Source organism: Methylorubrum sp. Q1 (assembly GCF_004683995.1).
Lineage (GTDB): Bacteria > Pseudomonadota > Alphaproteobacteria > Rhizobiales > Beijerinckiaceae > Methylobacterium.
In genome coordinates this window covers 30,902-56,366 of sequence record NZ_SRHQ01000004.1, presented here as the reverse complement: position 1 = coordinate 56,366, position 25,465 = coordinate 30,902, and the positions used below count along the sequence as shown (strand labels likewise).

27 protein-coding genes and 1 pseudogene are annotated in these 25,465 nt (G+C 69.2%); 18 read left to right on the top strand and 10 right to left on the bottom strand.

Annotated features, from left to right (window positions below; genetic code table 11):
• Positions 1 to 22: 22 nt before the first annotated feature.
• Positions 23 to 1,189 (bottom strand): helix-turn-helix transcriptional regulator, encoded by a 1,167-nt coding sequence (locus E4V01_RS05525; RefSeq protein ID WP_135297660.1) that lies wholly within the window; start codon positions 1,187 to 1,189, stop codon positions 23 to 25.
• Between the two features lie 382 nt (positions 1,190 to 1,571).
• On the opposite strand from E4V01_RS05525, the pseudogene E4V01_RS05520 reads away from it, so the two are divergent.
• A pseudogene (locus E4V01_RS05520) lies at positions 1,572 to 2,264 on the top strand (MBL fold metallo-hydrolase); the annotation flags it as partial.
• A gap of 27 nt (positions 2,265 to 2,291) precedes the next feature.
• Here E4V01_RS05520 and E4V01_RS05515 read toward each other — a convergent pair.
• Positions 2,292 to 2,597, bottom strand: coding sequence for an alkylphosphonate utilization protein (locus E4V01_RS05515; RefSeq protein ID WP_060769578.1), 306 nt, complete (start codon positions 2,595 to 2,597; stop codon positions 2,292 to 2,294).
• Positions 2,598 to 2,802: 205 nt separating this feature from the next.
• Here E4V01_RS05515 and E4V01_RS05510 point away from each other — a divergent pair, with 205 nt between their 5' ends.
• Positions 2,803 to 3,357, top strand: coding sequence for a DUF2059 domain-containing protein (locus E4V01_RS05510; RefSeq protein WP_135297659.1), 555 nt, complete (start codon positions 2,803 to 2,805; stop codon positions 3,355 to 3,357).
• Positions 3,358 to 3,363: 6 nt separating this feature from the next.
• Here E4V01_RS05510 and E4V01_RS05505 read toward each other — a convergent pair whose 3' ends face one another.
• The 3 genes from E4V01_RS05505 to hemA are packed head-to-tail and all read right to left on the bottom strand — an operon-like array spanning position 3,364 to position 5,420.
• Positions 3,364 to 3,831, bottom strand: a complete 468-nt coding sequence (locus E4V01_RS05505) for a hypothetical protein (RefSeq protein WP_135297658.1) — start codon at positions 3,829 to 3,831, stop codon at positions 3,364 to 3,366.
• Positions 3,828 to 3,992: a hypothetical protein gene (locus E4V01_RS25570; RefSeq protein ID WP_193763146.1), complete on the bottom strand. Its 165-nt coding sequence runs from the start codon at positions 3,990 to 3,992 to the stop codon at positions 3,828 to 3,830. Before E4V01_RS25570 ends, E4V01_RS05505 begins: the two co-directional genes overlap by 4 nt.
• A gap of 39 nt (positions 3,993 to 4,031) precedes the next feature.
• A complete protein-coding gene (gene hemA, locus E4V01_RS05500) occupies positions 4,032 to 5,420 on the bottom strand; it encodes a 5-aminolevulinate synthase (RefSeq protein ID WP_060769575.1) in 1,389 nt (462 codons plus the stop codon).
• 588 nt (positions 5,421 to 6,008) lie between these two features.
• Between hemA and E4V01_RS25565 the strand changes: the two genes are divergently transcribed.
• Together E4V01_RS25565 and murA are read left to right on the top strand one after the other, a co-directional pair.
• Positions 6,009 to 6,158 (top strand): hypothetical protein, encoded by a 150-nt coding sequence (locus E4V01_RS25565; protein ID WP_193763145.1) that lies wholly within the window; start codon positions 6,009 to 6,011, stop codon positions 6,156 to 6,158.
• Between the two features lie 193 nt (positions 6,159 to 6,351).
• Positions 6,352 to 7,641, top strand: a complete 1,290-nt coding sequence (gene murA, locus E4V01_RS05490; protein WP_012253521.1) for a UDP-N-acetylglucosamine 1-carboxyvinyltransferase — start codon at positions 6,352 to 6,354, stop codon at positions 7,639 to 7,641.
• An 88-nt stretch (positions 7,642 to 7,729) separates the two neighbouring features.
• Here the strand turns inward: murA and E4V01_RS05485 are convergent, their stop codons facing one another.
• A complete protein-coding gene (locus E4V01_RS05485; protein ID WP_135297656.1) occupies positions 7,730 to 8,110 on the bottom strand; it encodes a hypothetical protein in 381 nt (126 codons plus the stop codon).
• Positions 8,111 to 8,403: 293 nt separating this feature from the next.
• Here E4V01_RS05485 and E4V01_RS05480 point away from each other — a divergent pair, with 293 nt between their 5' ends.
• The 4 genes from E4V01_RS05480 (at position 8,404) to E4V01_RS05465 (ending at position 11,750) form a co-directional block, all read left to right on the top strand.
• Positions 8,404 to 8,859 (top strand): DUF2948 family protein, encoded by a 456-nt coding sequence (locus E4V01_RS05480; RefSeq protein WP_135297655.1) that lies wholly within the window; start codon positions 8,404 to 8,406, stop codon positions 8,857 to 8,859.
• A gap of 31 nt (positions 8,860 to 8,890) precedes the next feature.
• Entirely contained in the window at positions 8,891 to 10,186 is a 1,296-nt protein-coding gene (gene hisD, locus E4V01_RS05475) for a histidinol dehydrogenase (protein WP_135297654.1), read from the top strand.
• Between the two features lie 258 nt (positions 10,187 to 10,444).
• A complete protein-coding gene (locus E4V01_RS05470; RefSeq protein ID WP_060769572.1) occupies positions 10,445 to 10,969 on the top strand; it encodes a UPF0262 family protein in 525 nt (174 codons plus the stop codon).
• 307 nt (positions 10,970 to 11,276) lie between these two features.
• Positions 11,277 to 11,750 carry a low molecular weight phosphatase family protein gene (locus tag E4V01_RS05465; protein WP_060769571.1) on the top strand — a complete coding sequence of 158 codons (474 nt, stop codon included), beginning with the start codon at positions 11,277 to 11,279 and terminating at the stop codon, positions 11,748 to 11,750.
• Positions 11,751 to 11,872: 122 nt separating this feature from the next.
• Here E4V01_RS05465 and E4V01_RS05460 read toward each other — a convergent pair whose 3' ends face one another.
• Positions 11,873 to 12,703: an FTR1 family protein gene (locus E4V01_RS05460; protein WP_371688510.1), complete on the bottom strand. Its 831-nt coding sequence runs from the start codon at positions 12,701 to 12,703 to the stop codon at positions 11,873 to 11,875.
• A 452-nt stretch (positions 12,704 to 13,155) separates the two neighbouring features.
• Between E4V01_RS05460 and E4V01_RS05455 the strand changes: the two genes are divergently transcribed.
• From E4V01_RS05455 to E4V01_RS05440, 4 genes are all read left to right on the top strand, one after another.
• A complete protein-coding gene (locus E4V01_RS05455; protein WP_060769569.1) occupies positions 13,156 to 13,404 on the top strand; it encodes a hypothetical protein in 249 nt (82 codons plus the stop codon).
• A gap of 246 nt (positions 13,405 to 13,650) precedes the next feature.
• The gene (locus tag E4V01_RS05450) at positions 13,651 to 14,088 is read left to right on the top strand and encodes a hypothetical protein (protein WP_135297652.1); all 438 of its coding nucleotides are present in this window, start codon (positions 13,651 to 13,653) and stop codon (positions 14,086 to 14,088) included.
• A 104-nt stretch (positions 14,089 to 14,192) separates the two neighbouring features.
• Positions 14,193 to 15,089, top strand: coding sequence for a diguanylate cyclase (locus E4V01_RS05445; RefSeq protein WP_060769567.1), 897 nt, complete (start codon positions 14,193 to 14,195; stop codon positions 15,087 to 15,089).
• Positions 15,090 to 15,300: 211 nt separating this feature from the next.
• A complete protein-coding gene (locus E4V01_RS05440; RefSeq protein WP_135297651.1) occupies positions 15,301 to 16,008 on the top strand; it encodes a response regulator transcription factor in 708 nt (235 codons plus the stop codon).
• Between the two features lie 148 nt (positions 16,009 to 16,156).
• Here the strand turns inward: E4V01_RS05440 and E4V01_RS05435 are convergent, their stop codons facing one another.
• Positions 16,157 to 17,572 (bottom strand): cytochrome ubiquinol oxidase subunit I, encoded by a 1,416-nt coding sequence (locus E4V01_RS05435; RefSeq protein ID WP_135297650.1) that lies wholly within the window; start codon positions 17,570 to 17,572, stop codon positions 16,157 to 16,159.
• Between the two features lie 310 nt (positions 17,573 to 17,882).
• On the opposite strand from E4V01_RS05435, the gene E4V01_RS26530 reads away from it, so the two are divergent.
• Positions 17,883 to 18,977 (top strand): methyl-accepting chemotaxis protein, encoded by a 1,095-nt coding sequence (locus E4V01_RS26530; protein WP_135297648.1) that lies wholly within the window; start codon positions 17,883 to 17,885, stop codon positions 18,975 to 18,977.
• An 18-nt stretch (positions 18,978 to 18,995) separates the two neighbouring features.
• On the opposite strand, the gene E4V01_RS05420 is transcribed toward E4V01_RS26530, so the two are convergent.
• Complete coding sequence (locus E4V01_RS05420; protein WP_135297647.1) at positions 18,996 to 20,198, bottom strand: DNA topoisomerase IB; 1,203 nt, start codon at positions 20,196 to 20,198, stop codon at positions 18,996 to 18,998.
• An 83-nt stretch (positions 20,199 to 20,281) separates the two neighbouring features.
• On the opposite strand from E4V01_RS05420, the gene E4V01_RS05415 reads away from it, so the two are divergent.
• The 5 genes from E4V01_RS05415 to E4V01_RS05395 all read left to right on the top strand — a co-directional run bounded on the left by E4V01_RS05415 (position 20,282) and on the right by E4V01_RS05395 (position 24,948).
• Positions 20,282 to 21,433: a glycosyltransferase gene (locus tag E4V01_RS05415; RefSeq protein ID WP_135297646.1), complete on the top strand. Its 1,152-nt coding sequence runs from the start codon at positions 20,282 to 20,284 to the stop codon at positions 21,431 to 21,433.
• Complete coding sequence (locus tag E4V01_RS05410; protein WP_135297645.1) at positions 21,430 to 22,080, top strand: methyltransferase; 651 nt, start codon at positions 21,430 to 21,432, stop codon at positions 22,078 to 22,080. Before E4V01_RS05415 ends, E4V01_RS05410 begins: the two co-directional genes overlap by 4 nt.
• 101 nt (positions 22,081 to 22,181) lie before the next feature.
• Positions 22,182 to 23,432 (top strand): NupC/NupG family nucleoside CNT transporter, encoded by a 1,251-nt coding sequence (locus E4V01_RS05405; RefSeq protein WP_135297644.1) that lies wholly within the window; start codon positions 22,182 to 22,184, stop codon positions 23,430 to 23,432.
• Between the two features lie 57 nt (positions 23,433 to 23,489).
• Complete coding sequence (locus E4V01_RS05400; protein WP_135297643.1) at positions 23,490 to 23,846, top strand: hypothetical protein; 357 nt, start codon at positions 23,490 to 23,492, stop codon at positions 23,844 to 23,846.
• Positions 23,847 to 23,964: 118 nt separating this feature from the next.
• The gene (locus E4V01_RS05395) at positions 23,965 to 24,948 is read left to right on the top strand and encodes a hypothetical protein (protein WP_135297642.1); all 984 of its coding nucleotides are present in this window, start codon (positions 23,965 to 23,967) and stop codon (positions 24,946 to 24,948) included.
• A gap of 39 nt (positions 24,949 to 24,987) precedes the next feature.
• Here E4V01_RS05395 and E4V01_RS26100 read toward each other — a convergent pair whose 3' ends face one another.
• Positions 24,988 to 25,176 (bottom strand): hypothetical protein, encoded by a 189-nt coding sequence (locus E4V01_RS26100; RefSeq protein ID WP_245517429.1) that lies wholly within the window; start codon positions 25,174 to 25,176, stop codon positions 24,988 to 24,990.
• Positions 25,177 to 25,465: the final 289 nt, after the last annotated feature.

Sequence of the window (25,465 nt, the reverse complement as noted above, 5' to 3'; positions counted from 1 at the left end):
GTATCGGCCGACGCATCGGCCGTTATTCGCGTAATCCCGCCCCGGCGCCCCGGCCGGCGAGCAGGCCGACGAGTTCGGCTTGGCGCGACACGCCGGTCTTCTGGAAGATGCGCCGGAGCACCGAGCGGGCGGTGTTGGGGGTGATCCCGAGCTTGGCCGCGGCGGGAGCCGGGGCATCGCCCGCCGCGATCAGGGCGGCGAGCCGCGCCTCGGCCGGGGTCAGGTCGAACAGCCCCTGGACCACATCCGCACTCGGCACGTCCTGGGCCACGACGGGCGTGGCGATCAGCACGAAGCGGGCACGGACGAACACGTCGTGGGCCGCGCCGCGGATCGGCACGAGATGCAGGATCACCGGGGGACGCTCGGCGGCGGCGGCAATCGGGATCGAGCGCACCGGCATCGCCCGCGGCGGGGCGGATTGTGACACGGCTTCGCGCAGCAGCCTGTCGGCCGCCGGATCGACCACGGCGAGCCGCAAGGGCTGGTCGCTGAGGGTGTGGGGCATCATCGCCACCAGGGACGGATTAGCGTCGATGACCCGCCCTCCGTTTCCGAGCACGGCCGCCGGCAGGCCGAGCGCTTCGAGCGTCCGGGTGGTGGTCGCGGCCCGCTCCATCTCCAGGCGTGCGGAGAGCAGGGCGGCCCGGGCGAGATGCGGGCGCAGGCTGTTGAGCGCGGCCAGGGTCTGGGGCCCGAAATCGCCCTCGGCGCGGGCACGCTCGCAATGGACGATGACGCTGTCGCCGCTCGGCACCAGCACGGCGGTCGCGGTGCCCGCGCCGTACCCCTGGGGGATCAGGAAGTCCTGATAGAGCGGCAGCGTCGCGATCTCCTCCTCCGTCACGACGTCGAGATCGTTGAGGAAGCCGGGATGGCGCAGCGCCAACAGGCGCCCCGTGCGGACGTTGTCGGGGAAGCGCTCGAAATGATCGATCACCAGCGCGTCGAACTCAGGGGACGTCGTCACGAAGTCGCGAAAGTGCGTCCCGGTCGAGACGATCATCACCGCCTGCGGCGCGCCGGCGAAGCGGGCGAGTTCGACGAGCACCTCGCGCCACAACTCGGGCAAGGCCGCCGCCTCGTAGATCCGGTCGATCAGGGCGGCGCCCTCGGCCGACAGGGCGGCAGCCGGCTCGATCGAGGCCGAGCGGATCGCGGCGGGGAAGGGGTGGGAATGGATCGTCATGAACCGAGCGAGAACAAGGGACCGAACGCGGTCACACGGCCGGAATTTGGCATCTACGCAGGCCGCGGGATACTGTACCCGGCTCATTGAAACAGTATTTTGTCGGATTCTGCCCCCTGAAAAGCAATTCCAGCCTGCGCACGGTCAGACTCTACCCCTCTAACAGGACACAGAAATCAGTATGCCGCGCTGAATTCGAATTTCCAGCAGATTAACAAATGAAATTAAACCTGTCTCTTTTGACAGCGGGCCTGCGTCTTGCCGACACGCGGGAGACGCCCTCCGAAGAATGCGCGCGATCCACGCCGGCCGGAGACGATTGATCGCGGCGCCCGGTGACCGAAATCCCCGCCGAAGGTCGGCAAGGCAGAGGGCGTGAGTCATGCGGCTTCAAGTTCTCGGTTGCGGAGACGCGTTCGGCTCGGGCGGGCGCTTCCACACCTGCTTCCACGTCGATGCATCCCCCGACGCGTCTGTCGATGCGCGCGGCGGCGCCTTCCTCATCGATTGCGGCGCCTGCGCGCTCATCGCGATCCGGCGCTTCGGAGCCGAGCCGAACCGTATCCGCACGGTGTTCCTCACCATCTCCACGGCGACCATTTCGGCGGCCTGCCCTGGCTGATCCGCGACGGGCAGTTCGTCAGCGGGCGCACGGAGCCGTTGACCGTGGTCGGGCCGCCGGGGCACGGCCGAGGGCCGGTTCCGGATCGAGGTCGTGGAGATGGAAGCCGGGCGCCCGGTCGAGGCCGGGGGCGTGCGTGCCACCGCCTTCACCATGCGCCACCCCTCCGGCGCGCCCGCGCACGCCCTGCGGATCGAGGCGGCGGGCAAGGTCGTCAGCGATACCGGCGACACCGAGTGGGTGGAGGACATCGTCGCCGTGGGGCGGACCTGATGATCGCCGAGGGCTACACCGTGGAGCGTCCGGTGAAATTCCACCTCGATTGGGCGACGCTGAAGCGGCGCCTGCCCGAGATCGCCCCCAAGCGGCTGATGCTCACGCATGAGTCCGGAGGTGATCGCTCACCCGCCGGACGGTTACATCGCGGCGGAGGACGGGCGCGTCGTCACCCTTTTGCCCCGCCTCGCTCGCTGCGCGCGATCAGCGCTTGCGCACGAATTCCGTGCGCAGGACGAGACCCTTGATGCTATCGTGGCGGCAATCGATTTCTTCCGGATCGTCCGTGAGGCGGATCGACCGGATGACGGTGCCCTGTTTCAGGGTCTGGTTCGCGCCCTTGACCTTGAGATCCTTGATCAGGGTGACCGCATCGCCGTCGGCCAGGATGTTGCCCGCGGCGTCGCGGACAGGCGCCCTCGCAGCCGCCGTCTCGGCCGCCGCCGCGCCAGCGGGGCGCCATTCGCCGAGCGCTTCGTCGTAGATGTAGGTGTCGTCCGTATCCGGCATCGTCTGGCTCCCCACGGTCACGCCACCGTGAGCGCGGCCATAGCGGTGCCTCGGGCCGGCCGACAAGCGCGTTGCGGGCATGGCTCCGAACCGACTACCGTTGCGGGAGTTGGGGCCGGGTGCTCCAAGGATCACCGTCGCCTGCGCGTCGTCCCGCTCGGCTCGACAGCCCGACCCCATGCTCACGACCGGAAACACTCCGACCATGCGCCAGAAAATGCTCTCCGGACTGCTGGGCCTCGGCCTGCTCTGCGCGCCGGCCCTCGTCGCCGGCACCGTTCCTGCCTCGGCGCAGGCGCCCGCCAAACCCGCCGCCCCGGCTGTCACCGCCGATCCCGAGCGCTTGGCCGCCGCCCGCGAGGTCGTCGCCGCGGCGCAGGGAGACCGAGCCGCCGTGCTCGCGGCGATGAAGGCGCCGATGGCCGGGGTGATGCAGCAGATGGGTCTGACGGACCCGAAGAAGGCCCAGGTGATGGTGGACGAGGTGGTGATGCCCACCCTCTCGGAGAATTACGACGACCTGCTCGCGATCCAGGCCCTCAGCTTCGCCTCCGTCCTCTCGAAGGAGGATCTGAAGGCGATTGCCAGCTTCTACGCCACGCCGGCGGGCAAGAACCTCGTCAAAGCGCAGCCGCAACTGAGCCAGGCGATGCTGACGGGCATGCAGCAATGGATGGGCACGCTGTTGCCGCAGCTCAAGGAGAAGGTCGAGAAGGCCGCCGCGGCGCATGGCTGGTCGAACGAGGTCAAGCGGCGCTGAGCCCCCTCACCGCTCCGGCTCGAACAAGGCCGCGGCCGCGGGCCCCTGCGGAAAGGTCAGGGGCATCCGGACCACGCCGCGGTGATAGGGGAAGCGGGCGCGCTGGAGCGGGTCGGGCCCGGTGAAGATCAGCCGCGGCCGGAACGAGACCGGGCTGACGCAGAGCAGGTAAGTGCGCAGGTTGCGCTCATCGGGCACGAACATCGCCCTGTCGAGGTAGCGGGCCTCGTGCCGCACCCAAGCGGGGATGAACGGCAGCCGCCAGCGCCGGGCGAGGTGCTCGCCGACCCCGCCGAGGAACGCGTCGGGCCGCGCGTCTCCCAGAAAGCCCGGATCCTCGGCGATCATCGCCCCCTGGGCGGCGGTGTCGCCGTCGCGCGCGTAGAAGGCATCGAGGAAGTTCTGCAGGTGGTGATCCCAGTCGCCATCCGCGCGCGCCCGCTCGACCACCGCGCGCAAGGAGGCGGGCCTCATCGTGGTCCATCCTGAAGCACCGACCGGAAGCGCAAACTCGCCTCGTCCGGTGGTGCCTCGTCGTAGACGGCGAGTTCGACGAACAGCCCCCGCGCGGACAGATCCGCGCCGAGCCGTTCGAGAGCCTGGAGGAGGCGGGTGCGGTCGAAGGCCAGGGCCATGCGGACAATGTAGCCGATGCCGCAGCCTTCGTGAAAAGGCTACTCCGCGGCTGCGGCGAACACCGTCCCGGCCCGCGGCAGATCCAGCGTATCCCAGGTTTCCACCAGCGCGGCCGTCAGCGCGCCGATCCGCTCGTCGTCATGGAAGGGCGAGGGCGTGATGCGCAGGCGTTCGGTGCCGCGCGGGACGGTGGGGTAGTTGATCGGCTGGATGTAGATGCCGTGGTGCTCCAGCAGGTGGTCGGCGGCTGCCTTGCACAGCTCGGCGTCGCCCACCATCAGCGGCACGATGTGGGTCTCGGTGTGCAGCACCGGCAGACCGGCGGCCTCCAAAGCCGCCTTGGTGCGGGCGGCCTGGCGCTGATGCGCCTCGCGCTCGGTCTTCGAGCGCTTGAGGTAGCGCACCGAGGCGCGCGCCGCCGCGGCGACCGCCGGCGGCAGGGCGGTGGTGAAGATGAAGCCGGCCGCGTGGCTGCGGACCGCGTCGCACAGGGTCGCCGAGCCGGTGATGTAGCCGCCGACGCAGCCGAAGCCCTTGGCGAGCGTCCCCTCGATCACATCGACCCGGTGCATCACGCGATCGCGCTCGGCGATGCCGGCACCACGCTCGCCGTAGAGGCCGACCGCGTGGACCTCGTCGAGATAGGTCATGGCGCCGTAGGCGTCGGCGAGGTCGCAGATCGCGGCGATCGGCGCCACGTCGCCGTCCATCGAATAGACCGACTCGAAGGCGATCAGCTTGGGCCGGTCGCCGGCCTCGGCGAGCAGTTGCTCGAGATGTTCGAGGTCGTTGTGGCGGAAGACGCGCTTCTCGCAGCCGGAATGGCGCACGCCCTCGATCATCGAATTGTGGTTGAAGGCGTCCGACAGGATCAGGCAGTTCGGCAGCAGCTTCGCGATGGTCGAGATGCCGGCCTGATTCGAGACGTAGCCCGAGGTGAAGACGAGGCCCGCCTCCTTGCCGTGCAGGTCGGCGAGTTCGCGCTCCAGATCGACCAGCGGCGAGTTGTTGCCGGCGATGTTACGGGTGCCGCCGGCGCCGACGCCGCAACGGGCGGCCGTGTCGGTCAGGGCCGCGACGACCTCGGGGTGCTGGCCCATGCCGAGATAGTCGTTGGAGCACCATACGGTGATCTCGCGGTTGCCGCCCTCCGGGCGCCGCCACGTGGCCTGCGGAAAGCGGCCGGAGATCCGCTCGATGTCGGCGAAGACGCGGTAGCGGCGCTCACTGTGCAGCCGGTCGAGGGCGGCGCGGAAATGGCCGTCGTAATCCGTGCGCGGGCCGGCGGGGCGCACCGGCGGCCGCTCGAATTTGGCCCGGCCATTGCTCGCACCGGCATCGTCCACGCCGCCATCGCCGCCGACGATCGACTCGTCGGGCAGGGTGGCGCTGTCGGCCGCGTTCACAGGCATCAGGTTCACGGGCATCCGTCCTCGACGCTTTCGGCTGGCCGGGCGTTCTTCTTGGGACGCCTCGGTTCTAAAGAGATTCGGGCCCGGGCCCTACCCCGGAGAGCGTGGCCGAACCGTTCGCGGCCGGTGCGGTGATCTCCCGAGGTTCAGCCCCCAGGGAGCGGCACGGCCTTCGCCGCGCGTCATCGTCCGACCGGCGGCTTTTCGCGTTCCGTCCGGGACGAGTCCCTCGCCGGCGCCGCCGTGAACGCAAGATAGGAGGTAATTTCGAACTGGTTCAAGGTGAGTTCGAGACATTCCTGCTTTGCACAGGCGCGAAGGGCCCTGCGATCTTGCCCGGATCCGGGCTCGATCATCGAATGCTCGCCCTGCGATGCCGTCGTAGCGCGACCTCATGCAACGCCCGCGAGAGCCGAAGCCGGCTGATTCGCTCATGAACCCCGCCTTGGGTGACGATGGGTCGCGGCGGGAAACGAGGCCCGTGCTTGGCAGCCGATGCGCTGGCGACGGGGACGAAATCGGGATACGGCTTCACGCGTGACGGCCAAGCGCGCGCATCCGGCGACGGATGCTCCGCCGGGTGAAATCGTTTCGGAACGCGCGATGGCGACCAAGGACGAGGAGCGTGCCGCCCGCCTCAAAGCGGCCCTGCGCGACAACCTGCGCCGCCGAAAGGCACAGGCCCGGAGCCGGGCCGACGACGCCCCCGAGCCCGCGAAGGCGCAGCCGGCCGAACCGACCGAGAAGAGTTAGCTCCCGTCGACCGGCCTGCCTCTCCTGCGCCACGTTGTCGGAGCGATGCTTCGGGCGCGGGATGGAACCGAACGGCCACGCTTCTTCTTTTTGCCGGATACCGCCTATACCTCCACCCTGAACGAGGGGCGCCCGCGCGCCCGGCACGCAAGGCGACCTCCGCGATCGGAACGGGGGTGCTCCGAGGATCCCGATGGACCGCATCCACATCACCGGCGGCACGCCGCTCAACGGCACGATCCCGATTTCGGGCGCCAAGAACGCGGCACTGCCGCTGATGATCGCGAGCCTTCTCACCGGGGAGACGCTGGAACTCATCAACGTGCCACGGCTCGCCGACATCGCGGCGCTGACGCGCATCCTCGGCAATCACGGCGTCGATCACATGGTCGTCGGCAAGCGGCCGGGACAGACCGCCGAGACCGGCCAGACGGTCCGGCTCACCGCCTCGAACGTCATCGACACCACCGCGCCCTACGAACTCGTCTCGACCATGCGGGCGAGCTTCTGGGTGATCGCGCCGCTGCTGGCCCGCTTCGGCGAGGCCAAGGTCTCGCTGCCCGGCGGCTGCGCCATCGGCACCCGGCCGGTCAACCTGCTGATCATGGCGTTGGAAAAGCTCGGCGCCGAGATCGAGATCGATGGCGGCTACGTCGTCGCGAAGACCAAGAACGGCTTGCGCGGCGCCGAGATCGTCTTCCCCAGCGTCACCGTCGGCGGCACCCATGTCGCCCTGATGGCGGCCGCGCTCGCCTACGGCACCACCGTGATCGACAACGCCGCCCGCGAGCCGGAAGTGGTCGATCTGGCCGAATGCCTGATCAAGATGGGCGCGCGGATCGAGGGGGCCGGCACCTCCCGCATCGTCGTGGAGGGCGTGGCCCGCCTCGGCGGCACCCGGCACGAGGTTCTGCCGGACCGGATCGAGACCGGCACCTACGCCATGGCGGTCGCGATGACCGGGGGCGACGTCTCCCTGGTCAACACCCGGACCGACCTGCTCGCCTCGGCCCTCGAGACGCTGGCCTCCACCGGCACCGAGGTCACGGCCCTGCCCGACGGCATCCGCGTGCGCCGCAACGGCGGCGGCATCAGCCCGGCGGACGTGACGACCGATCCGTTCCCCGGCTTCCCGACCGATCTCCAGGCGCAGTTCATGGCGCTGATGACGCTGGCCAAGGGCCAGTCGCGCATCCGCGAGACGATCTTCGAGAACCGCTTCATGCACGTGCAGGAGCTGGCCCGCCTCGGCGCGCGGATCCGCCTCGACGGCGACCTCGCCGTGGTCGAGGGCGTGGAACGCCTGAAGGGCGCGCCCGTCATGGCCACCGACCTGCGCGCCTCAGTCTCGCTGGTGATCGGCGCGCTCGCCGCGGAAGGCGAGACGCAGATCAACCGCGTCTACCACCTCGACCGCGGCTTCGAGGCCCTGGAGGCCAAGCTCGCCCGCTGCGGCGCGCAGATCGAGCGCGTGCGGGCCTGACGGCGCCCATCTGACCGCTCGGCCCCCGACGAAAACGGCCTGCACCGCGCGGCGCAGGCCGAGACTGTCTTGAGACGATCCCGAGGGGTCAGCGGGCGATGGCGCCGCGCTTCACGCCGAAGCCGGGAATATCGCAGGCACAGGGCGCGTTCGGGGGCGCGAAGCCCGTCGCGCAACTGCCGCGGGCGGTGACGCAGACGCTGCCGCCACGTCCGCCGCGGGGCGGCCCCCGGAAGCGCGGACCATCGTCGTCATCGTCGAAGCGGCGGCGGCGGCCGCCATCATCGCCGTAGCGGCGGCGACCATAGCCGTCGTCGTCATCGCGGGAGCGGCGGCTGTAGCCGTCGTCGTAGCGGCGCGGACCGTCATAGCCGTCGCGATCATACTGGGCGCTCGCCGGGCTCGCCGCGAACCCGAGGGCCAGGACGACCCCCAAGGTGCGCCCTATGGCCAGAACTCCGTTTTGCATCGTCCGCATCCCCTCCGGATGACTTGAAAATGTCACGCTGACCGTAGCCATGCGCTCATGAACGCACGATGAGCCCGAAAGAACCGCAAGGTCATCATCCCCGCTCGGACCTGACGCGCCGGGCACGGCACGCGCTCCCGGGCGGGGCGGACTTTCGGATGCCGAACCGGCTTCCCGGTCGCCGAAGCGGCCCGACCCGTCCGGCTGCCGGTTGCCGCAGGCGGGTCGCGTCGCTACCTACGCCTCGAAATCCGCTCGCCGCGCGTTCGGTCGGGGAGCTCGGAGCGTCAATGATGGAGCTTCTCAAGCTCGCCGCCCTCGATGCCGAGGATCTTGCCGTCATCTCCGCCCACCTTCAGGACGCGATCCTGCGGGCGCAGGATCTCGCGTGGCTGCCGGGCGAGCACCGCTTCGCCCTGGCGGCGCGCCGCTTCGATTGGTCGGTGCCGCCGGGCCAACCGCCCCGGCGGCGCCTCTCGGGCCTGCATTTCGAGCGCGTGCTCTCCGTGAAGACGAAGGGCATCACGCCGGGTGCGACCTCCGGCGATCCCTTGAGCCTTCTGGCGATCACCTTCGAGGAAACCGAAGCGCCCTCCGGCGTCGCCACCCTGGTCTTTTCGGGCGGGGCCGCGATCCGGCTCGAACTCGAATGCATCGAGGTGCGCCTGAAGGATCTCGGCCCCGTCTGGGAGGCCGATGGCCGCCCCGACCACGAGGCCGTGCGCAACCTCGTCGAGAACCGCCCGTGACCCCCCTCCCCCGAACCGCCGATATCGCCCGATGATCCGTCTCGACAGCCGCTCTCCCGATTTTGCGGAGGCGTTCAAGCGCCTGCTCGGCCTCAAGCGCGAGATCTCCGAGGATGTGGACGAGACCGTGCGCGGCATCATCGCGGGGGTCGTCTCCGGCGGCGACGCGGCTCTCGTCGATTACACCCGCCGCTTCGACCGGCTCGGCCAGGACTTCTCGCCGGCCTCCCTGCGCATCACCGCCGAGGAGGTGGAAGCGGCCGTGGCCGCCTGCCCGGCCGAGGCTCGCGCCGCCCTGGCTCTCGCGGCCGAGCGGATCGAGGCCTATCACCGCCGCCAGATCCCCGAGGATCATCTGTCCACGGACGATCTCGGCGTCACCGCCGGCTGGCGCTGGACCGCGATCGAATCGGTCGGCCTCTACGTGCCCGGCGGCACCGCGAGCTATCCCTCCTCGGTGCTGATGAACGCGGTGCCGGCCCGCGTCGCGGGCGTGCCGCGCATCGTCATGGTGGTGCCGACCCCCGAGGGCCAGCTCAACCCGCTGGTGCTGGCCGCGGCCAAACTCTCCGGCGTCACCGAGATCTACCGGGTCGGCGGAGCGCAGGCGGTGGCCGCGCTCGCCTACGGCACGGAAACCATCGCTCCGGTGGCCAAGATCGTCGGACCCGGCAATGCCTGGGTCGCGGCGGCCAAGCGCCGGGTGTTCGGACAAGTCGGCATCGATATGATCGCCGGCCCCTCCGAAGTGCTGATCCTGGCCGACCGCCACGCCAACCCCGACTGGATCGCCGCCGACCTGCTGGCCCAGGCCGAGCACGACACCGCGGCGCAGGCCGTGCTCGTCACCGATTCGGATGAGCTGGCCGATGCGACCGAGGCCGCGGTCGAGCGCGCGCTCTCGACCCTGAAGCGGGCCGAGATCGCCCGCGCCAGTTGGCGCGATTACGGCGCGATCATCCGCGTCCGAAATTTCGACGAGGCGGTGCCGCTCGTGGACGCCATCGCACCCGAACATCTCGAGATCGAGACCGAGGACGCCGACGCGTTGTCGATCAAGATCCGGAACGCGGGGGCGATCTTCCTCGGCGCGCACACGCCCGAAGCCATCGGCGATTATGTCGGCGGGCCGAACCACGTGCTGCCGACCGCCCGCTCGGCGCGGTTCTCCTCGGGACTCGGGGTGCTCGATTTCATGAAGCGCACCTCGATCCTGCGCTGCGATCCGGCCGCGCTGCGGGCGCTCGGGCCCGCCGCGATCGCCCTGGGCGAATCCGAGGGCCTGGACGGGCATGCCCGCTCCGTATCGATCCGGCTCAACCTCTAGAGCATCATCCCGAAAGGTGGTCTCCGGCATTCGGAAAAAAGATGATGCGAAAACAAGAGGCTCGAGCATCGTCCCGAAAGGTGGTTGCCGGCTTTCGGAAAAATCGATGATGCGAAAACAAGAGCCTGAAGCATCCGTTCGGCCGGAATCACGTTTCGGATCGATCGCCCGGAGAGCTTGCGTGCGGGCTCGGCTTTCGGCTCATGTGACGGAAACAGGGCGCCCGGATTCGGGTGCCGACGCGAGAAGGCGCCGGCGATGAAGGCCGAAGCGAAGCAGGGGGCGCAAGACGCGCAGGGCGAGGCACCGGCGAGGCCGCGAAATCGGCTCGCGGCGGTGCATCTCGACGAGGGCTCGATCGGCCGGGGCAACCCGGACCAGGAGCACGAGCGCGCCATCGCGATCTACGACATCCTGGAGGAGAATTCCTTCACGATCCCCGAGCGCGACGAGGGCCCGTACGGGCTGGTCCTCGGCCTCGTCGAGAACAAGCTGTCCTTCGCGATCGCGACCGAGGCGGGCGATCCGGTGATGACCCACCTGCTCTCGCTCACGCCCTTCCGCCGGGTCATCCGCGACTACGAGATGATCTGCGAGAGCTATTACAGCGCGATCCGCACCGCCTCGCCGACGCAGATCGAGGCGATCGACATGGGGCGGCGCGGCCTGCACAACGAAGCGTCCGAGCTGCTGAGGCAGCGCCTCGAAGGCAAGGTCGATCTCGACCATGACACGGCACGGCGCCTGTTCACTCTGATCTTCGCCCTTCACTGGAAGGGCTGACGATCGCGGCTTTACCCGGCCCGAAGGTGGAGCGCTCGGCAGAACGTTACGCTTTCGGGAAGTCCGGGGCGGATCTATATCAGCGTGCGCGCGAGCACCTCATGAAACGCCCGACCCGTGGTGCATCGGTGCAAGACGGCATGGGCGTTTCGCGAGGGGTCACGGTGTTTGCATCGTCTTTTCCGACAAGCCGGCGCCCGTTCCCGGCGATGCTCTCGGAATGCGCCACAGGACTTCCGGTCGTTGACCGCTCTCCTGCAAGAATGACGGTGTGGCGGGGGTTTCGTGGGAAGCACCCAGGCGGGGCATGACGGACGACACCATCCCCGGGACCGGACCCAAGAAACGGCGGGTTCAGTCCGTCCTGTTCATGTGCAACTTCAATGCGGTGCGCTCGCTGGCGGCGGAGGCGATCGCGCGCCATTATTTCGGCAAATCCACCTACGTGCAGTCCGCCGGCGTGCGCTCGGGCGAGCCGAGCGATCCGTTCATGGTCGCGGCGCTGGACGAGATCGGCATCGACGCCTCCCGCCACAAGCCGCGCACCATCGAGCAGCTGGAGGATTGGGAGGGGCTGAACTTCGACCTGATCATCACCCTCTCGCCGGAGGCGCATCACCGGGCGCTCGAACTGACCCACACGCTTGCGGCGGATGTCGAGTACTGGCCGACACCGGACCCGACGCTGGTGCAGGACGGCACGCGCGAGCAGCGCCTCGACGGCTACCGCGACGTGCGCGACGGGCTGACCTACCGGATCAAGTCCCGGCTGAAGGTGTGAGGGCCCGGGCCTCTCGCCCTGAAACGAAAACGCCGCCGATGACGGCGGCGTGAAAGCAAAAGGGCTCCCCGAGCGGGGAGCCCCATCGCCAAAATCAGGACGCGAAAATCAGGACGCGAAAATCAGGACGCTGCCGAGACCGGCCGCCCCTCGCGCACCTCGGTGGCGCCGCCTGCCTTGCGCCGGAGGCTGACAAGGGCCGCCGCCGCGGCCACGGCCAGGATCGCGAGCTGGGTGCCGAGCGCCTCCCAACTGCCGTTGCTCAGGCCCCATTCCGAGACGAAGGCGGGCACGCCGTCCGTGGTGAAGGGGATCAGCGCCTGCTCCTGAAGCTCCTGGAACGCCTGGCCGACCATCCGCAGGCCCATGAAGAACAGGAAGGCCGAGGTCACGACGAACATCGGGCGCAGCGGCAGGCGCAGCGCCAGCCATTGCATCGCCACGAACATCGCCACCAGCGCCAGGGTCGCGGCCGCGAGCCCGCCCAGCAGCGCGGCATCGAAGCCGTTGGCGGTCTTGGCCAGGGTGTGGACGAACAGGATCGTCTCGGCGCCCTCGCGGAACACCGCCAGGAAGGCGATGCCGGCGAGCGACAGCATGGTGCCTGCACCGAGCGCCCGCTCGGCAAGCCGGTTGAGGTCCGCCTGCCACGCCTTCGGATCCTGGCGGAGGAACATCCAGCCGCTCATGTAGAACAGCAGCACCGCGGCCGCGAGCATCACGCCGGCCTCGAACAGGTCGCTGTGATTGCCGTCGTAGAAGGTCGCGAACACCCACGCCATGACGATGCTGGCGACGACGGCCGCAAGCGCACCCATATAGACCGGCGCGATTCGCTCCGCGGCATTCGCGCGGCGAAGGAAGGCAGCGAGCGCCGCGATCACCAGCAGAGCTTCCAGTCCCTCGCGGAACAGGATGATGAAAGCCTGCACTAACGTCGATCCGTCCGTCATCCGATTGCTCCCGTTTCGATCGGCGGAACGCGCGTCCCGGCGAATTGTCTGCCTCAACGGCGATGCGGCGTCTCGCAGCATCGCGAATACTTGTCACGATACAATGATGTTCTAATGCAAAACGTAGTTTGGAACCGTTCCTAACAAGAAGAGCGGTCCAGTTTCGGACGACGAAGCCCGATGTTTCGCTTCGCGTGCCAGTACAACCCTTTGCACCATTCTCGCAAGCATCGCAGAGGGCACACGCGATCGCGCTCCGTTGCCGCAGGCAACACCGCGAACAACGCATGGAGGCGGAGACAAATTTTTGCCGTTTTCCGGAAGGTCGCGCGAAACCCAACGGCCACGTTGTGGATTGTTGATTCAATATGCGGCGGCGCCTGCACGGCGGGACACCGGCCGCCCCAACTGAACCGTTGAAGCGCGCCCCCGCGGTGCGCGGGTAGGATATCATGAACGCGCACTCCACCGCCGCGGCCGTCCTCGGCCTCGCCCTGATCGGCTTGACTGCGACGCCGAGCCTTGCCGCACCGGGCACGGGCCGCAGCACCACCCAGGTCGCCGAGGCCGCGCAGGTCTCTCAGGCAGCTGCGACGACCTCGGAGAGCGACGAGGAGAGCGCCAACTGCAACAAGCAGCGCCGTCGCCTGTGGATCGAGGGCGAGGGCTGGATCGTCCGCCGCGTCACAATCTGCCGCTAAGCGGCTCTCACCAAACGCCCGCCGCGCTGTCATCGCCAGAACGAGAACGGTCAGAGACCGGGAGTTTTATGAGGCGCTCTGAACACGGAACGACGAAGGCGAATGCCGTCGACCGGCAGAGCGCCCGTCTCAGCATTCTGCATCGGCTGGCGGGACGAGGGGGAGCGGAACGAGCATAGGCGCCGCCGATTTGGTTTCATGAATCGCGCATGTTTCGCCAATGCGCCACCGGAGAAGCCCCGCCCCATGCGCCCTGCCCTCGCCGCCGGTCTCGCCACCCTGCTCACACTCGGCGCCGCCTCGGGCGCCGCGGCCGACCCTTACGTCTACGGCTACGGCAATGGCGGATACCGCTTCGCCGGTCCGGTGATCGAAGGCGCTTATCTCGGCGCACCATTCACGCATCTGCCCAGCACGAGCCGCCTCGTGCCGCCGGCTTGGGGCTACGGCACCTACGGCATCCCCACGGCTGCCGGCATCCGCGACGCCCCCGCCGCACGCCCGACCCTGACCGTGATCGAGCGGCCCGCCTCCGCCGGTCTCCGCCCCACGGCCCGGCGACACGGCGCCCGCGTCCTCTCGAAGGATTCCCGGGGCATCTGGACCGATCCGGCACCCCGTTCCGAGGGTGAGGGAATCGGTGCCCAGGTGGTGTCGGTCCGGGTCCCGGCCCGTTCCCGGTAGGGTCGTCTCCCGAGCCGCGCCTTCCTCCTCAATGCGGCACGCGTTCTAGACGGGCCCTTAACCGGTCTTGCGCACAATCTACTCCTGTCAGCGGGGGTAGAGCCGTGCACATCGTCATCGTGGATTCGAGCCGTGTCGTCCTGCGGATCGTGGCCGGCATGCTCGAACCGCGGGGGCATGTGGTGACACAGTTCACGGATTCCGGTGAGGCCCTGACCTACATCACCGACAATCCGAAGGTCCGTGCCCTGATCACGAGCCTGGAAGTCCGTCCGCTGAGCGGATTGGAGCTGTGCTGGTCGGCCCGGCTGCTCGCCGAATCGAGCCGTCCGCTCTCGATCATCGCCATGTCCTCGGCCCGCAACGCCCGCAACCTCGCCGAGGCTCTCGACAGCGGCGCCGACGACTTCATCGACAAGCCGCCGGGCGCCGAGGAATTGCAGGCGCGCATGCGGGCGGCCGAGCGCCTCACCACGCTTCAGAGCGATCTGATCCGGCTCGCCGAGACCGATTCGCTCACCGGCCTGCTCAACCGCCGCGCCTTCCTGCAGCGCACGCGGGAGGCCGCCCAGAAGGCCGGGTCGTTCGGGCATCTCTGTGCCGTGATCCTCGACATCGACCATTTCAAGCGCATCAACGACGAGCACGGCCACGATGTCGGCGACATGGCGATCAAGGCCGTGGCGGGGATGATCGAGGCGGAGGGCATTGCGGGGCGCCTGGGCGGGGAGGAGTTCGCGGTGATGCTCGCCGGCCAGCGCCTCACGGAGGCCGAGGCGGTCGCCTCCCGCCTGCGCCTCAAGACCTCGGACCTGCGCATCCGCTCGACCAAGGGTCCGGTGCGGCTCACCTGCAGCTTCGGCGTCAGCGAATGGTCCGAGGGCGAGACCGTCGAGGGCCTTCTGAAGCGGGCCGATATCGCCCTGTACGAAGCCAAGACGACAGGCCGCAATCGGGTGGTCTCGGCGATGTCCGACCTCGTCCTCTCCCGGACGGCGTGAAACACGCGCGGCCGGAGCACTGTCCCGGCGTCCGGACCGCAGCGGGAAATGGGCCGCTCCCACCCCGTCCCGAAGCGGGACGGTGACCGCCGGGCGGCGCCGCGAGGGAACGTTTCGGGGCAATAATGGCCCCTAAACCGCTGGAACGACTCTTGTTCTTCTCTTCCCGTACAAGCCGCACCGTTCTGCGGCGGGACGAGAGGGGAGCGGCATGAGTCAGGCCGTCAATCACACCGCCAGCCACACGGCGAGCCGGGCTGTCGAGCTTTTGATCGTCGACGAGCCGTCGGGGCTCGACGCACGGATGCGCGCCGAGCTGGAGCACGCGCCGGCCCTGCGGACCATCGGCGAGGACGATCTGGCCCGTGGCGGTCCGGTGCCGGCCGTCGCGCTGGTCCCGGTGGACGGAGCGCGTGCGGAAGCCGGCTGCGCGCGGATCGCGGCCTTGCGCGACGGGAGGCCCTGGCTGCGGGTGCTCGCGGTGTTCCGAACCCTCGATGCGCCGGCGATGAACCGGCTGATCGCCGCCGGCGCCGACGCCTTCGTCGGCTGCGGCACCCCGGCGGACGAGGTCTGCGCCAGCGTGCTCGCCCTCGCAAAGGGAGCGTCACCCGCGCCGTCAGCCGCATCGTCGGCCGCCTCCCCCTCCGCCGAGGAGCCCGTCATCGGTCTCACCCCGCGCGAGGCGGAGGTTCTGCGCTTCCTCAGTGCCGGATTCAGCAACAAGGAGGTCGCCCGGCGGCTCTCGCTGAGCGTCCGGACGGTCGAGACCCACCGGCTGAACCTGCGCCGCAAGACGCAGACCGGCCGCCTCAAGGACCTCGTCACCCTCGCCCGCCAGCTCGGCCTCGCCCCGGTGCTCGACACCGAGATACCGCGTGGCCCGACCCGCCACACCGCACACGCCGCCCGTGCCTGAAGGCCTGTCCGCCCGATCGTATCGGGCAGGCGTATCCGAGCCATGGTTCCGACGCGCCGTCGGACGCTTGGCCGGGACGATGCTTGAGGCTCTTGTTTTCGCATCATCTTTTTTCCGAAAGCCGGCGACCACCTTTCGGGACGATGCTCTAGATGGAGCGCGGCTCCAGCTTCTCGTCCAGCGCCGAGAAGGGACGCTTGGGCTTGCGGCCGACCTCATCGCCGGGCACCGAGGGCTCGAACGGTTCGGGGCCTTTGCGCAGCAGCTTGGCGAGATAGTAGCTGCCGAAGCCGAAGATGATCGCGTAGGCGACGATGAAGGCGATCAGCGAGGTCGTCACCGCCTGGGCCGTCAGCGGCGAATGGGCGTCCGCCGTCTTGAGCTGGCCGTAGACGATGTAGGGCTGACGCCCGATCTCGGCGGTGAACCAGCCGAAGATCACCGCGCCGAAGCCCGCGGGCGTCATCAGCATGGCGCAGTTGAGGAAGACGCGGTTCGTGTACAGCGTGCCCTTCCAGCGCAGATACAGGCTCCATAGGCTCAGGAGCAGCATGGCCATGCCGATCGCGACCATGGCGCGGAACGCGTAGAACACCGGCCAGACCGGCGGGCGCTTGTCCGGCGTCACGTCCTTGAGGCCCGGCACCACGCCGGAGAAGTCGTGGGTGAGAATGAACGAGCCGAGCTTCGGGATGCCGATCTCGAAGTCGTTGCGCTCGGCCTCCATGTTCGGGATCGCGAAGAGCAGCAGCGGCATGTTGGCCTGGCTGTCCCAGTTCGCCTCGATCGCCGCGAGCTTGGTCGGCTGGTGCTTGAGCACGCCGAGGCCGTGGGTGTCGCCGACGAAGATCTGGATCGGCGTGAAGATCAGCGCGAACCACAGGGCCATGGAGAGCGAGACCCGGGCCCCCTGGACCTTCGCCGGCGGCTCCTTGCGGGCGCGCAGGATCATCCAGGCGGCCATGCCGGAGACCGCGAAGGCGGTCGTGAGGAAGCAGCCGAGCACCATGTGCGCGTAGCGGATCGGGAAGCTCGGGTTGAAGATCACCTCGAACCAGTCGGTGGCCACCGCCCGTCCGTTCTCGATCGCGAAGCCCGCCGGCGTCTGCATCCAGGAATTGGCCGAGAGGATCCAGAAGGCGGAGATCAGCGTGCCGAGCGAGACCATGCAGGTCGCCAGGAAGTGCAGCCGGTCGCCGACCCGGTCCCAGCCGAACAGCATGATTCCGAGGAAGCCCGCCTCCAGGAAGAAGGCGGTGATGACCTCGTATTGGATCAGCGGGCCCAGCACGTTTCCGGTGAAGTCGGAGTAGCGCGACCAGTTCGTGCCGAGTTGGTAGCTCATCACGATGCCCGACACGACGCCGAGGCCGAACGAGACCGCGAAGGCCTTCACCCAGAAGCGGTAGAGCACCCGGTACATCGGGTTCCTCGTCCACAGCCACTGCGCCTCGAGCCGGACGAGGAAGGCGGCGAGACCGATGGTGAAGGCCGGGAAGATGATGTGGAAGGCCATCGTGAAGCCGAACTGGATGCGCGAGAGCATCAGGGCGTCGAGTTCCATCGCTTCACCTTCCTGACCGTGGCGTCACCGCGGTTCGCCCGGCCGCGGCTTCTGTGCCGTACGGACGGCCGCGGCGATTCATCCGTCAACCGGTCTTCGACGACGCTGGTTCTGCGCGCCCATCCCTCGTGTGGACTGACGGCGCCGGGATCGGCCATTGCCAACCCCGAACCCTAGACAGGTCAGCCGGCGTGCCAACGCGCTGATTTCTCTCCGATGTCTCGGCTTGGACGGCGCTGCGCGTCATTATTTAGATCTATGTTAATCCTGCTGCCGATAATCCGGCTTGCACGCAAACCGGGTTATCGCCATGCCGGCACCAGCATTGGTTCCTTCCTCGTCCCAAGCCGAAGCCGGGCAACAGCCGGATCCCGAGCCGAAGACCATCGCCGACCTGACCCGGGAAGTCGGCCGCATCGCCCAGGACCGGGTCGGACGCATCCGGCAGATCACCGCTCAGGCGAAGATGCTGGCCCTCAACGCCTTGATCGAGGCTGCCCGCGCCGGTGAGCACGGGCGCGGCTTCTCGGTGGTGGCGCAGGAGGTGCGCGGAATCGGTGCCGAGATCGAGGCGTTGGCGCGGGAACTGGAAACCGGCCTGACCGCGCGGATCACCGAGTTGCAGCAGGGCGTCGACGTGATGACGGCGAAGGCGCAAGGAGAGCGCTTGGTCGATCTCTCCCTCAACGCCATCGAGCTGATCGACCGCAACCTCTACGAGCGAACCTGCGACGTGCGCTGGTGGGCCACCGATCCGGCGGTGGTCGCCTGCGCCGCGCGGCCGGACCGGGGCGGCGGTTCGGAGACCGCCGACCATGCCTCCAAGCGGCTCGGGGTGATCCTCTCGGCCTACACGGTCTATCTCGATCTCTGGCTGTGTGGCCGTGACGGCACCGTCCTCGCCAACGGCCGACCCGAGCGCTACCCGAACCTGCGCGGACGCAGCGTCGCGAGCGAACCCTGGTTCCGGGAAGCGATCCGCTTGCCGGGCAGCGACGACTACGTTCCCGGCGAGGTCCGGCGTGAGGCGCAGCTCGGCGGCGCACAGGTCGCGACCTATGCCGCCGGGATCTACGAGACGAACGGCGCTCCGGCCTGCGGCGTCCTCGCCATCCACTTCGATTGGGAAGCCCAGGCGAAATCGATCGTCGAAGGCGTGCGGATCGCCCGGGAGGACCGGGCGCGCACCCGCGTGGTGCTCGTGGATGCGCAACGGCGCATCCTCGCCGCTTCCGACGGCAGGGGCTCGCTCACCGAAACGCTCGCCGTGGACCTGAACGGGCAGGAATGCGGCATCGTCCGCGATGCCCGGTCCGGCAGCGTCACCGCGTTTCACAGAACGCCGGGCTACGAGACCTATCGCGGGCTCGGCTGGTACGGCGCCATCGTCCAGAGCGGCAGCTGACCGGCGTCTGAGGGCGTCTCACGCTGCCCGTCTGCCTCCGGACGTACGCGTCGTGCCGGTCGCCCTCGCCTTGCGGCCTCCGGTCTGACGCGGCGGCTCGATCTTTGTCGTGCTCTCGATCTTCGTGCCCTTGGAAGCCGCCTTCGTCGCCCGTTCCAGCCGGGCCCGAAGCAGGCTGAGCACCGCCGCCTCCTCCGGGCGCAGCGCGCCGAGGTCGTTCTTGAGTTCGCCCTCGACCGCCTCCTTCACCTGCAGCAGCATCCCGCCTTCGAGATAGCAGTCGAGGATCTGCGGGTGGATGTAGCACTTGCGGCAGATGGTCGGCGTGTTGCCGAGCCGGGACGACACCGACTCGATCGCCGCGCGCAGGTTCTTCTTGGCCTTGGCCGCGTTGTCGAACGTCTCGAACTCCCGCAGCGCCAGAGCCGCCAGCACCGTGCCGGCCCAGGTGCGGAAATCTTTTGCCGTGAAATCCTCGCCCGTGATCTCGCGCAGGTAGGCGTTCACGTCCGAGGAGGTGACGTCGCGCCGCTCGCCCTCCCCGTCGAGATACTGGAACAGCTCCTGGCCGGGCAGGTCCTGGCAGGCCTTGACGATCTTGGCCACGCGCCGGTCGCGCACCGAGACCGACCATTCCTTGCCGCTCTTGCCCTTGAAGCGGAAGCGCATCTCGGAGCCGGCCACCTTCACGTGCGGATCGCGCAGGGTGGTGAGGCCGTAGCTCTTGTTGGAGCGGGCGTAATCGTCGTTGCCGACGCGGATCAGCGTGGTCTCCAGGAGGTGGACCACGGTGGCGAGCACCTTTTCGCGGGGCAGGCCACGCTTGCCCATATCGGCGTCGATCCGCGCGCGGATGCCTGGCAGCGCCTCGGCGAAGGCCATGATGCGGTGGAACTTCGAGGCCTCGCGCGCCTCGCGAAAGCGCGGATGGTAGCGGTACTGCTTGCGCCCCTTCTCGTCGCGCCCGGTCGCCTGGATATGGCCGTTCGGGTGCGGGCAGATCCACACCTCCGTGTAGGCCGGCGGGATCGCAAGGCTTTTGAGCCGGGCGATCTCCTCCGCGTTGCGGACCGGGGCGCCCTTCGAGTCGATGTAGCGGAAGCCCTTGCCGTTGCGCTTGCGCCGCAGGCCGGGCTTGGAATCGTCCACGTAGCGCAGGCCCGCATCCCGCGCGGCCTCGCGGGGATCGACCACGCCGGCTCCGGCCTCCTCCGATAGCATCACGCCCTCCCTCATTCGTAGGGCGACAACGGGGCGGACGGCGGCGCTGTTCCGGAGCGGGCCCCGTGCTATGGCCACCCACGATGACCGCCTCAACAGCCTCTTACGCCGGCAAAAGCCTCGTCTTCGTCGTCACCGAGGACTGGTTCTTCGCCTCGCACTTCCTGCCGATGGCGCGCGCCGCCCGGCAGATGGGACTCTCGGTCGCGGTGGTGACGCGGGTGCGCGCGCACCGCGCCGTGATCGAGGCCGCCGGCATCCGCGTCGTGCCCTTGGAAGCCGAGCGCTCCAGCCTCAACCCGATGGCGGCGGGCTACGCCGCGGGCCAGCTCGCGGGCATCCTGAAGGCGCTCGAGGCCGATATCGTCCATTGCGTGGCGCTCCGCGGCATTCTCGTCGGCGGCACGGCCGCGGCGATGGCCGGCATCCCGCGCCGCGTCTTCGCGCTGACCGGCCTCGGCCTGCTCGGCGCCCGCGCGGACGCGACCGGGCGGCTGTCGCGGCTGGCGCTGAAAGGGCTGATCCGCGGTCCGCTCGCGAGCCGGCAGACCCGCTTCCTGTTCGAGAACCCGGACGACGCCCGCGCGCTCGGCCTCGACCCGTCCGACACCGCCGTGACCCTGGTTGGCGGCGCGGGCGTCGATCCCGATGCCTTCGCGCCGCGCCCGCTGCCGCTGCCGACCCCGCTGAAGGTGGCGATCGTCGCGCGGATGCTGTGGTCGAAGGGCATCGACGTCGCGGTCGAGGCGGCGCGGCAGGCCCGCGCCGGTGGCGCGGCGGTGGAACTCTCGCTCTACGGCGCGCCCGACCCGTCGAACCGCCGGGCAATTCCGGAGGCGACCCTGCGGGACTGGTCGCGCGACGGGATCACCTGGCACGGCCCGACCGCGGATGTGGCGGGCATCTTCGCCGCCCACCATGTCGGCTGCCTGCCCTCCCGCGGCGGCGAAGGGCTGCCGCGCACGCTGCTGGAAGCGGCCTCCTGCGGCCGGGCGATCCTCACCAGCGACGTGCCGGGCTGCCGCGACCTCGTGCGCGACGGCGTCGAGGGCCTGCTCGTGCCGCCGGGCGACGCCACGGCGCTCGCCGCCGCGCTGACGCGGCTCGCCGCCAATCCGGCGCTCGTCGCGCGGATGGGCGCGGCGGCGCGGGCGCGCATCCTCGAAGGGGGCTATACGGAAGCCGCCGTCGCCGAGACGGTGGCGGGGCTCTACGCGGAGCTTCTCGCCTCGTGACCCCGGTTCGCGATCCCGCCCGCTTCATCCGCGAGCACACGGCGTTGCGCACCGTCCCGCACGCCCCCGAGATCGTCCTGCACGTCGCCGACGAGGCGACCGCGCTGTGGCAGAAGACCGAGGACGAGTTGGAGGCGATCGGCCTGCCGCCGCCGTTCTGGGCCTTCGCCTGGGCTGGGGGACAAGCGCTCGCCCGCTACATCCTCGACAACCCCGCGACCGTGGCGGGGCGGCAGGTGGTCGATTTCGCCTCGGGCTCCGGGCTCGTCGCCATCGCCGCCGCGATGGCCGGGGCGGCCCACGTCACCGCGAGCGACCTCGATCCCTTCGCGCTCCACGCGATCCCGCTCAACGCCGCGGCCAACGGCGTGGCGGACCGCATCACCGCGGACGGCAGCGACCTGATCGGCACGGATGCGGCCTGCGTTCTGGCCGCCGACATCTTCTACGAGCGCGACCTCGCCGCCGCGGTCGGCGGCTGGCTCGGCGACCTGCATGGGCGCGGACGCACGGTCCTGATCGGCGATCCCGGCCGCTCCTACCTGCCCCGCGAACGGCTGATCCCGCTCGTGACCTACGACGTGCCCGTCACGCGGGCGCTGGAGGATGCCGAGATCAAGCGATCCTCGGTCTGGCGCTTCGCCTGATCCGGAGCCGCGGCCGTACTCCCTTGCCGTACTCCCTTGAGGTCCTGGCCCGGTTCGCGCATTCGCCGGAAAGCCCCCCTCTCCGCGCCCGGTCCGAAAAAATGCTCGACAGGTTGTTCCATGCCGGCGCGAGCGTTGCCCTGCTGCTCGCCGTGGCGTGGCTGTTCTCGGTGAACCGGCGGGCGATCCGGCCGCGGGTGGTGCTCGCTGCCCTGGCGCTTCAGGTCGGGATCGGCGCGCTGATGCTGTTCGTGCCCGCCGGGCAGAGGGCGCTCGGCGCGGTGGCGGATGTCGTCACCACCGTGCTCTCCTTCGGTGACCGGGGCACCGCCTTCCTGTTCGGCGGCCTCGTCGAGCCGCGGATGTTCGAGCTGTTCGGCGGCTCGGGCTTCATCCTGGCCCTGCGGGTCCTGCCGCAGATCCTCTACGTCTCGGCGCTGATCGGCGTGCTCTACCATCTCGGGGTGATGCAGGCGCTGGCCCGGTTTCTCGGCGCCGGTTTGCGAAAACTGCTCGGTACCTCGCCGATCGAATCGTTCTCGGCGGTCGTCACCATCTTCATCGGGCAGAGCGAGATCGCCGTGGCCCTGCGCCCCTTCCTCCTGGCGCTGACCGGGGCCGAACTGTTCGCGGTGATGACGAGCGGGGCGGCCTCCACCGCCGGCTCGATCCTCGCCGGATACGCCGCGCTCGGCGTGCCGATGCCGTATCTGCTGGCCGCCTCGTTCATGGCGATTCCCGGCGGGCTGCTCTACGCCAAGATCCTCGTGCCCTCGACCGAGCCGACGCGCATCCTCACGACGCGGGTGGAGTTCGGCGAGGCGCGGGCGGCCAACCTGATCGAGGCCGCCGCCGACGGCACACAGAAGGGCCTCGGCGTCGCCGTGGCGGTCGGCGCCATGCTGATCGCCTTCGTCGGGCTGATCGCGCTGGTGAACGCCGCCATCGGCTGGGCCGGCGGCGTGTTCGGGTTCGCCGGACTCTCGATCGAGGGCATTCTCGGCGTCGTGCTGGCCCCGCTGGCTTGGTTGCTGGGCGTGCCGTGGGAGCAGGCGACCCTCGTCGGCGGGGCCATCGGCCAGAAGATCGCCTTCAACGAGTTCCTGGCCTATGCCAGCCTCTCGCCGATTCTGAAGGCCGGCCCCCTCGATCCGCGCACGAGCGCGATCCTGTGCTTCGCGCTCTGCGGCTTCGCCAACCTCGCCTCGGTGGCGATTCAGCTCGCGAGCTTCACCAGTCTCGCCCCCGAGCGCCGGCCCGAGATCGCCCGGTTCGGCCTGCGGGCGATCCTGGCGGGCACGCTCTCGAACCTCACCAGCGCGGCCATCGCCGGATTGTTCATCACCGGATAACGTGGCGAATGAACGAGCATCGGCGAACCTTTCGGCCCGCACCGTCATTCTGAGAGGATGGAGAACGCGCGCGACATCGAACCGGCCCGACCCACGCCAACCTCACCGCAGGCTCCGGCCCCGGTCACGGCGCGTGATTGGGACGAGCGGGTCGACCGCGCCAGCCGGAGGCTTCCCGAGCGGGTACAGCGCGGGCTGGCATGGCTGCGGGAGCCGGCGCGCTTTCCGGTGCGGCTGCTGGCCGCGATCCTGCTGATGCTCGGCGGCATCTTCTCGATCCTGCCGGTGCTGGGTCTGTGGATGCTGCCGCTCGGCCTCGCGCTGCTGGCCCAGGACGTGCCCGGCCTCAAGGTGCCGATGGAGAAATCCGCCCGCTGGATCGAGCGGCAATGGCGGCGCTGGCGCGGGAAATAATCCCTGCCCCTTCTTCGCTGTTCTTCGGCGTTCTGCCGCGCTTGACAGGATATCCGCGGCGGACGACCCATCGCGGATGGGCCTCAAGCCGAGAAGGGCTCTTCGGAGACGACTTGTGATGCCGTTGCGTCTGTTCTCCCGCGGGCTCGCCGCCGCCGTCCTTGCGGCGACCGTGCTGGCGGGGGCCGTGTCCGCCCCCGTGTCGCCGGCACGTGCCGAAGACGCGATCTTTCCGCCGAGTTCGCGGTTCGGCTTCAAGCCCCCGTCGGACATGACGATCTCGAAGCGCTTCACCGGCTTCGAGCGGCTCGGCGGCGGGGCGATGCTCTCCGTGGTGGAACTGCCGGCCGGCGCCTATCCGGAACTCAAGCAGAGCTTCACCGACGAGAACCTCAAGACGCAGGGGCTCGTCGTCCAGACCCGCGAGCCGGTGACGCTCGATGGCGGGGCCGAAGGCGTGCTGTTCACCGGTGAGCTGACGCCCGCCGACGGCCAGGGCATGCCCGCAGCGCGCAAGTGGCTCCTCATCGTCGGTGCCACGGAGGTGACCGGCATCATCATCGCCCAGGCCGCCGTCGATGCCGAGACCGACGAGTCGATGCGCGGCATGCTCACGGGCCTGCGCATCCGCGGGGCCTTGTCCCTCGACCAGCAGATCGCCGCCCTGCCCTTCCGCATCGGCGACCTCGCCGGTTTCCGCCCGGTGCGGGCGCTGGCCGGCAATTCCGTGCTGCTGACCCTCGGGCCGCGCGATCAGGTCACCAATCTGGAACAGCCGATCCTCGTGGTCGCCCAGGCGGTGCAGCAGGCGACGCCCCAGGAGCAGCGCGACGGCTTCGCCCGCGCCTCGCTCTACGCCAACCAGACGATGAAGGACTTCGTCATCGAGCGTTCTCAGAGCTATCGCCAGAACGGCATCGATTGGCACGAGATCGTGGCGCGCGCCATCGACATCCCCTCGAGCCAGCCGGTGGTGGTCTCGCAGACGATCCGCTTCAACCCGGACGGCTATATCCGCGCCGTGGGCGTCACCCGCGCCGACCAGCGCGAGCAGATGCTGCCCCTGTTCCGGCAGGTGGTGGACAGCCTGCAACTGCGCTGAAATCCTCTCCTCCCCGCAAGGGAGAGGAGAGAAACCGTCTCACTCGCAGACGCGCACACGCCGGATGTAGATGTCGCCGTAGGGGTCGATGGTCTCGCGGCGCTCGAAGTGACAGATCGGGCCTTCGACATGGACCGGCCGCGGGGGCGCGCGGTAGACCGGCTTGCCGGGATAATAGGGATCGTTGGCGGCCGCGATCGCATGGCCGACGGCAAGGCCGCCGAGCACGCCGCAGCGCCGCCCGGACCGATGCCGTCCCGTGTCTGGGCGACGGGTGCCGTGCCGAGCGCCAGGGCGCTCGCCACCACGCCCCCGAGGAGAATGCCCCTCATCGTCGAAACTCCTCAGATTCGCGCCCAGCGGCGCCATCGCGTTGCGACCGGCAGCGCGGCCGGAGCCTGCGGCTCGAGCGTGGCGCCGCCGAGGCAGATCGCAAATAATATAAACAAATCAACTACTTAACCACCGCTTCCAGCCTAACGGCACCTATTGACGATCAACGGATATGTTCGGCGCT

Bases quoted from the DNA above. Each gene is read 5' to 3' on its own strand.
- E4V01_RS05525 (WP_135297660.1), bottom strand. From the start codon at position 1,189: ATGACGATCCATTCCCACCCCTTCCCCGCCGCGATCCGCTCGGCCTCG.
- E4V01_RS05515 (WP_060769578.1), bottom strand. From the start codon at position 2,597: ATGCCGGATACGGACGACACCTACATCTACGACGAAGCGCTCGGCGAA.
- E4V01_RS05510 (WP_135297659.1), top strand. From the start codon at position 2,803: ATGCGCCAGAAAATGCTCTCCGGACTGCTGGGCCTCGGCCTGCTCTGC.
- E4V01_RS05505 (WP_135297658.1), bottom strand. From the start codon at position 3,831: ATGAGGCCCGCCTCCTTGCGCGCGGTGGTCGAGCGGGCGCGCGCGGAT.
- E4V01_RS25570 (WP_193763146.1), bottom strand. From the start codon at position 3,992: ATGGCCCTGGCCTTCGACCGCACCCGCCTCCTCCAGGCTCTCGAACGG.
- hemA (WP_060769575.1), bottom strand. From the start codon at position 5,420: ATGCCCGTGAACCTGATGCCTGTGAACGCGGCCGACAGCGCCACCCTG.
- E4V01_RS25565 (WP_193763145.1), top strand. From the start codon at position 6,009: ATGGCGACCAAGGACGAGGAGCGTGCCGCCCGCCTCAAAGCGGCCCTG.
- murA (WP_012253521.1), top strand. From the start codon at position 6,352: ATGGACCGCATCCACATCACCGGCGGCACGCCGCTCAACGGCACGATC.
- E4V01_RS05485 (WP_135297656.1), bottom strand. From the start codon at position 8,110: ATGCAAAACGGAGTTCTGGCCATAGGGCGCACCTTGGGGGTCGTCCTG.
- E4V01_RS05480 (WP_135297655.1), top strand. From the start codon at position 8,404: ATGGAGCTTCTCAAGCTCGCCGCCCTCGATGCCGAGGATCTTGCCGTC.
- hisD (WP_135297654.1), top strand. From the start codon at position 8,891: ATGATCCGTCTCGACAGCCGCTCTCCCGATTTTGCGGAGGCGTTCAAG.
- E4V01_RS05470 (WP_060769572.1), top strand. From the start codon at position 10,445: ATGAAGGCCGAAGCGAAGCAGGGGGCGCAAGACGCGCAGGGCGAGGCA.
- E4V01_RS05465 (WP_060769571.1), top strand. From the start codon at position 11,277: ATGACGGACGACACCATCCCCGGGACCGGACCCAAGAAACGGCGGGTT.
- E4V01_RS05460 (WP_371688510.1), bottom strand. From the start codon at position 12,703: ATGACGGACGGATCGACGTTAGTGCAGGCTTTCATCATCCTGTTCCGC.
- E4V01_RS05455 (WP_060769569.1), top strand. From the start codon at position 13,156: ATGAACGCGCACTCCACCGCCGCGGCCGTCCTCGGCCTCGCCCTGATC.
- E4V01_RS05450 (WP_135297652.1), top strand. From the start codon at position 13,651: ATGCGCCCTGCCCTCGCCGCCGGTCTCGCCACCCTGCTCACACTCGGC.
- E4V01_RS05440 (WP_135297651.1), top strand. From the start codon at position 15,301: ATGAGTCAGGCCGTCAATCACACCGCCAGCCACACGGCGAGCCGGGCT.
- E4V01_RS05435 (WP_135297650.1), bottom strand. From the start codon at position 17,572: ATGGAACTCGACGCCCTGATGCTCTCGCGCATCCAGTTCGGCTTCACG.
- E4V01_RS26530 (WP_135297648.1), top strand. From the start codon at position 17,883: ATGCCGGCACCAGCATTGGTTCCTTCCTCGTCCCAAGCCGAAGCCGGG.
- E4V01_RS05420 (WP_135297647.1), bottom strand. From the start codon at position 20,198: ATGCTATCGGAGGAGGCCGGAGCCGGCGTGGTCGATCCCCGCGAGGCC.
- E4V01_RS05415 (WP_135297646.1), top strand. From the start codon at position 20,282: ATGACCGCCTCAACAGCCTCTTACGCCGGCAAAAGCCTCGTCTTCGTC.
- E4V01_RS05405 (WP_135297644.1), top strand. From the start codon at position 22,182: ATGCTCGACAGGTTGTTCCATGCCGGCGCGAGCGTTGCCCTGCTGCTC.
- E4V01_RS05400 (WP_135297643.1), top strand. From the start codon at position 23,490: ATGGAGAACGCGCGCGACATCGAACCGGCCCGACCCACGCCAACCTCA.
- E4V01_RS05395 (WP_135297642.1), top strand. From the start codon at position 23,965: ATGCCGTTGCGTCTGTTCTCCCGCGGGCTCGCCGCCGCCGTCCTTGCG.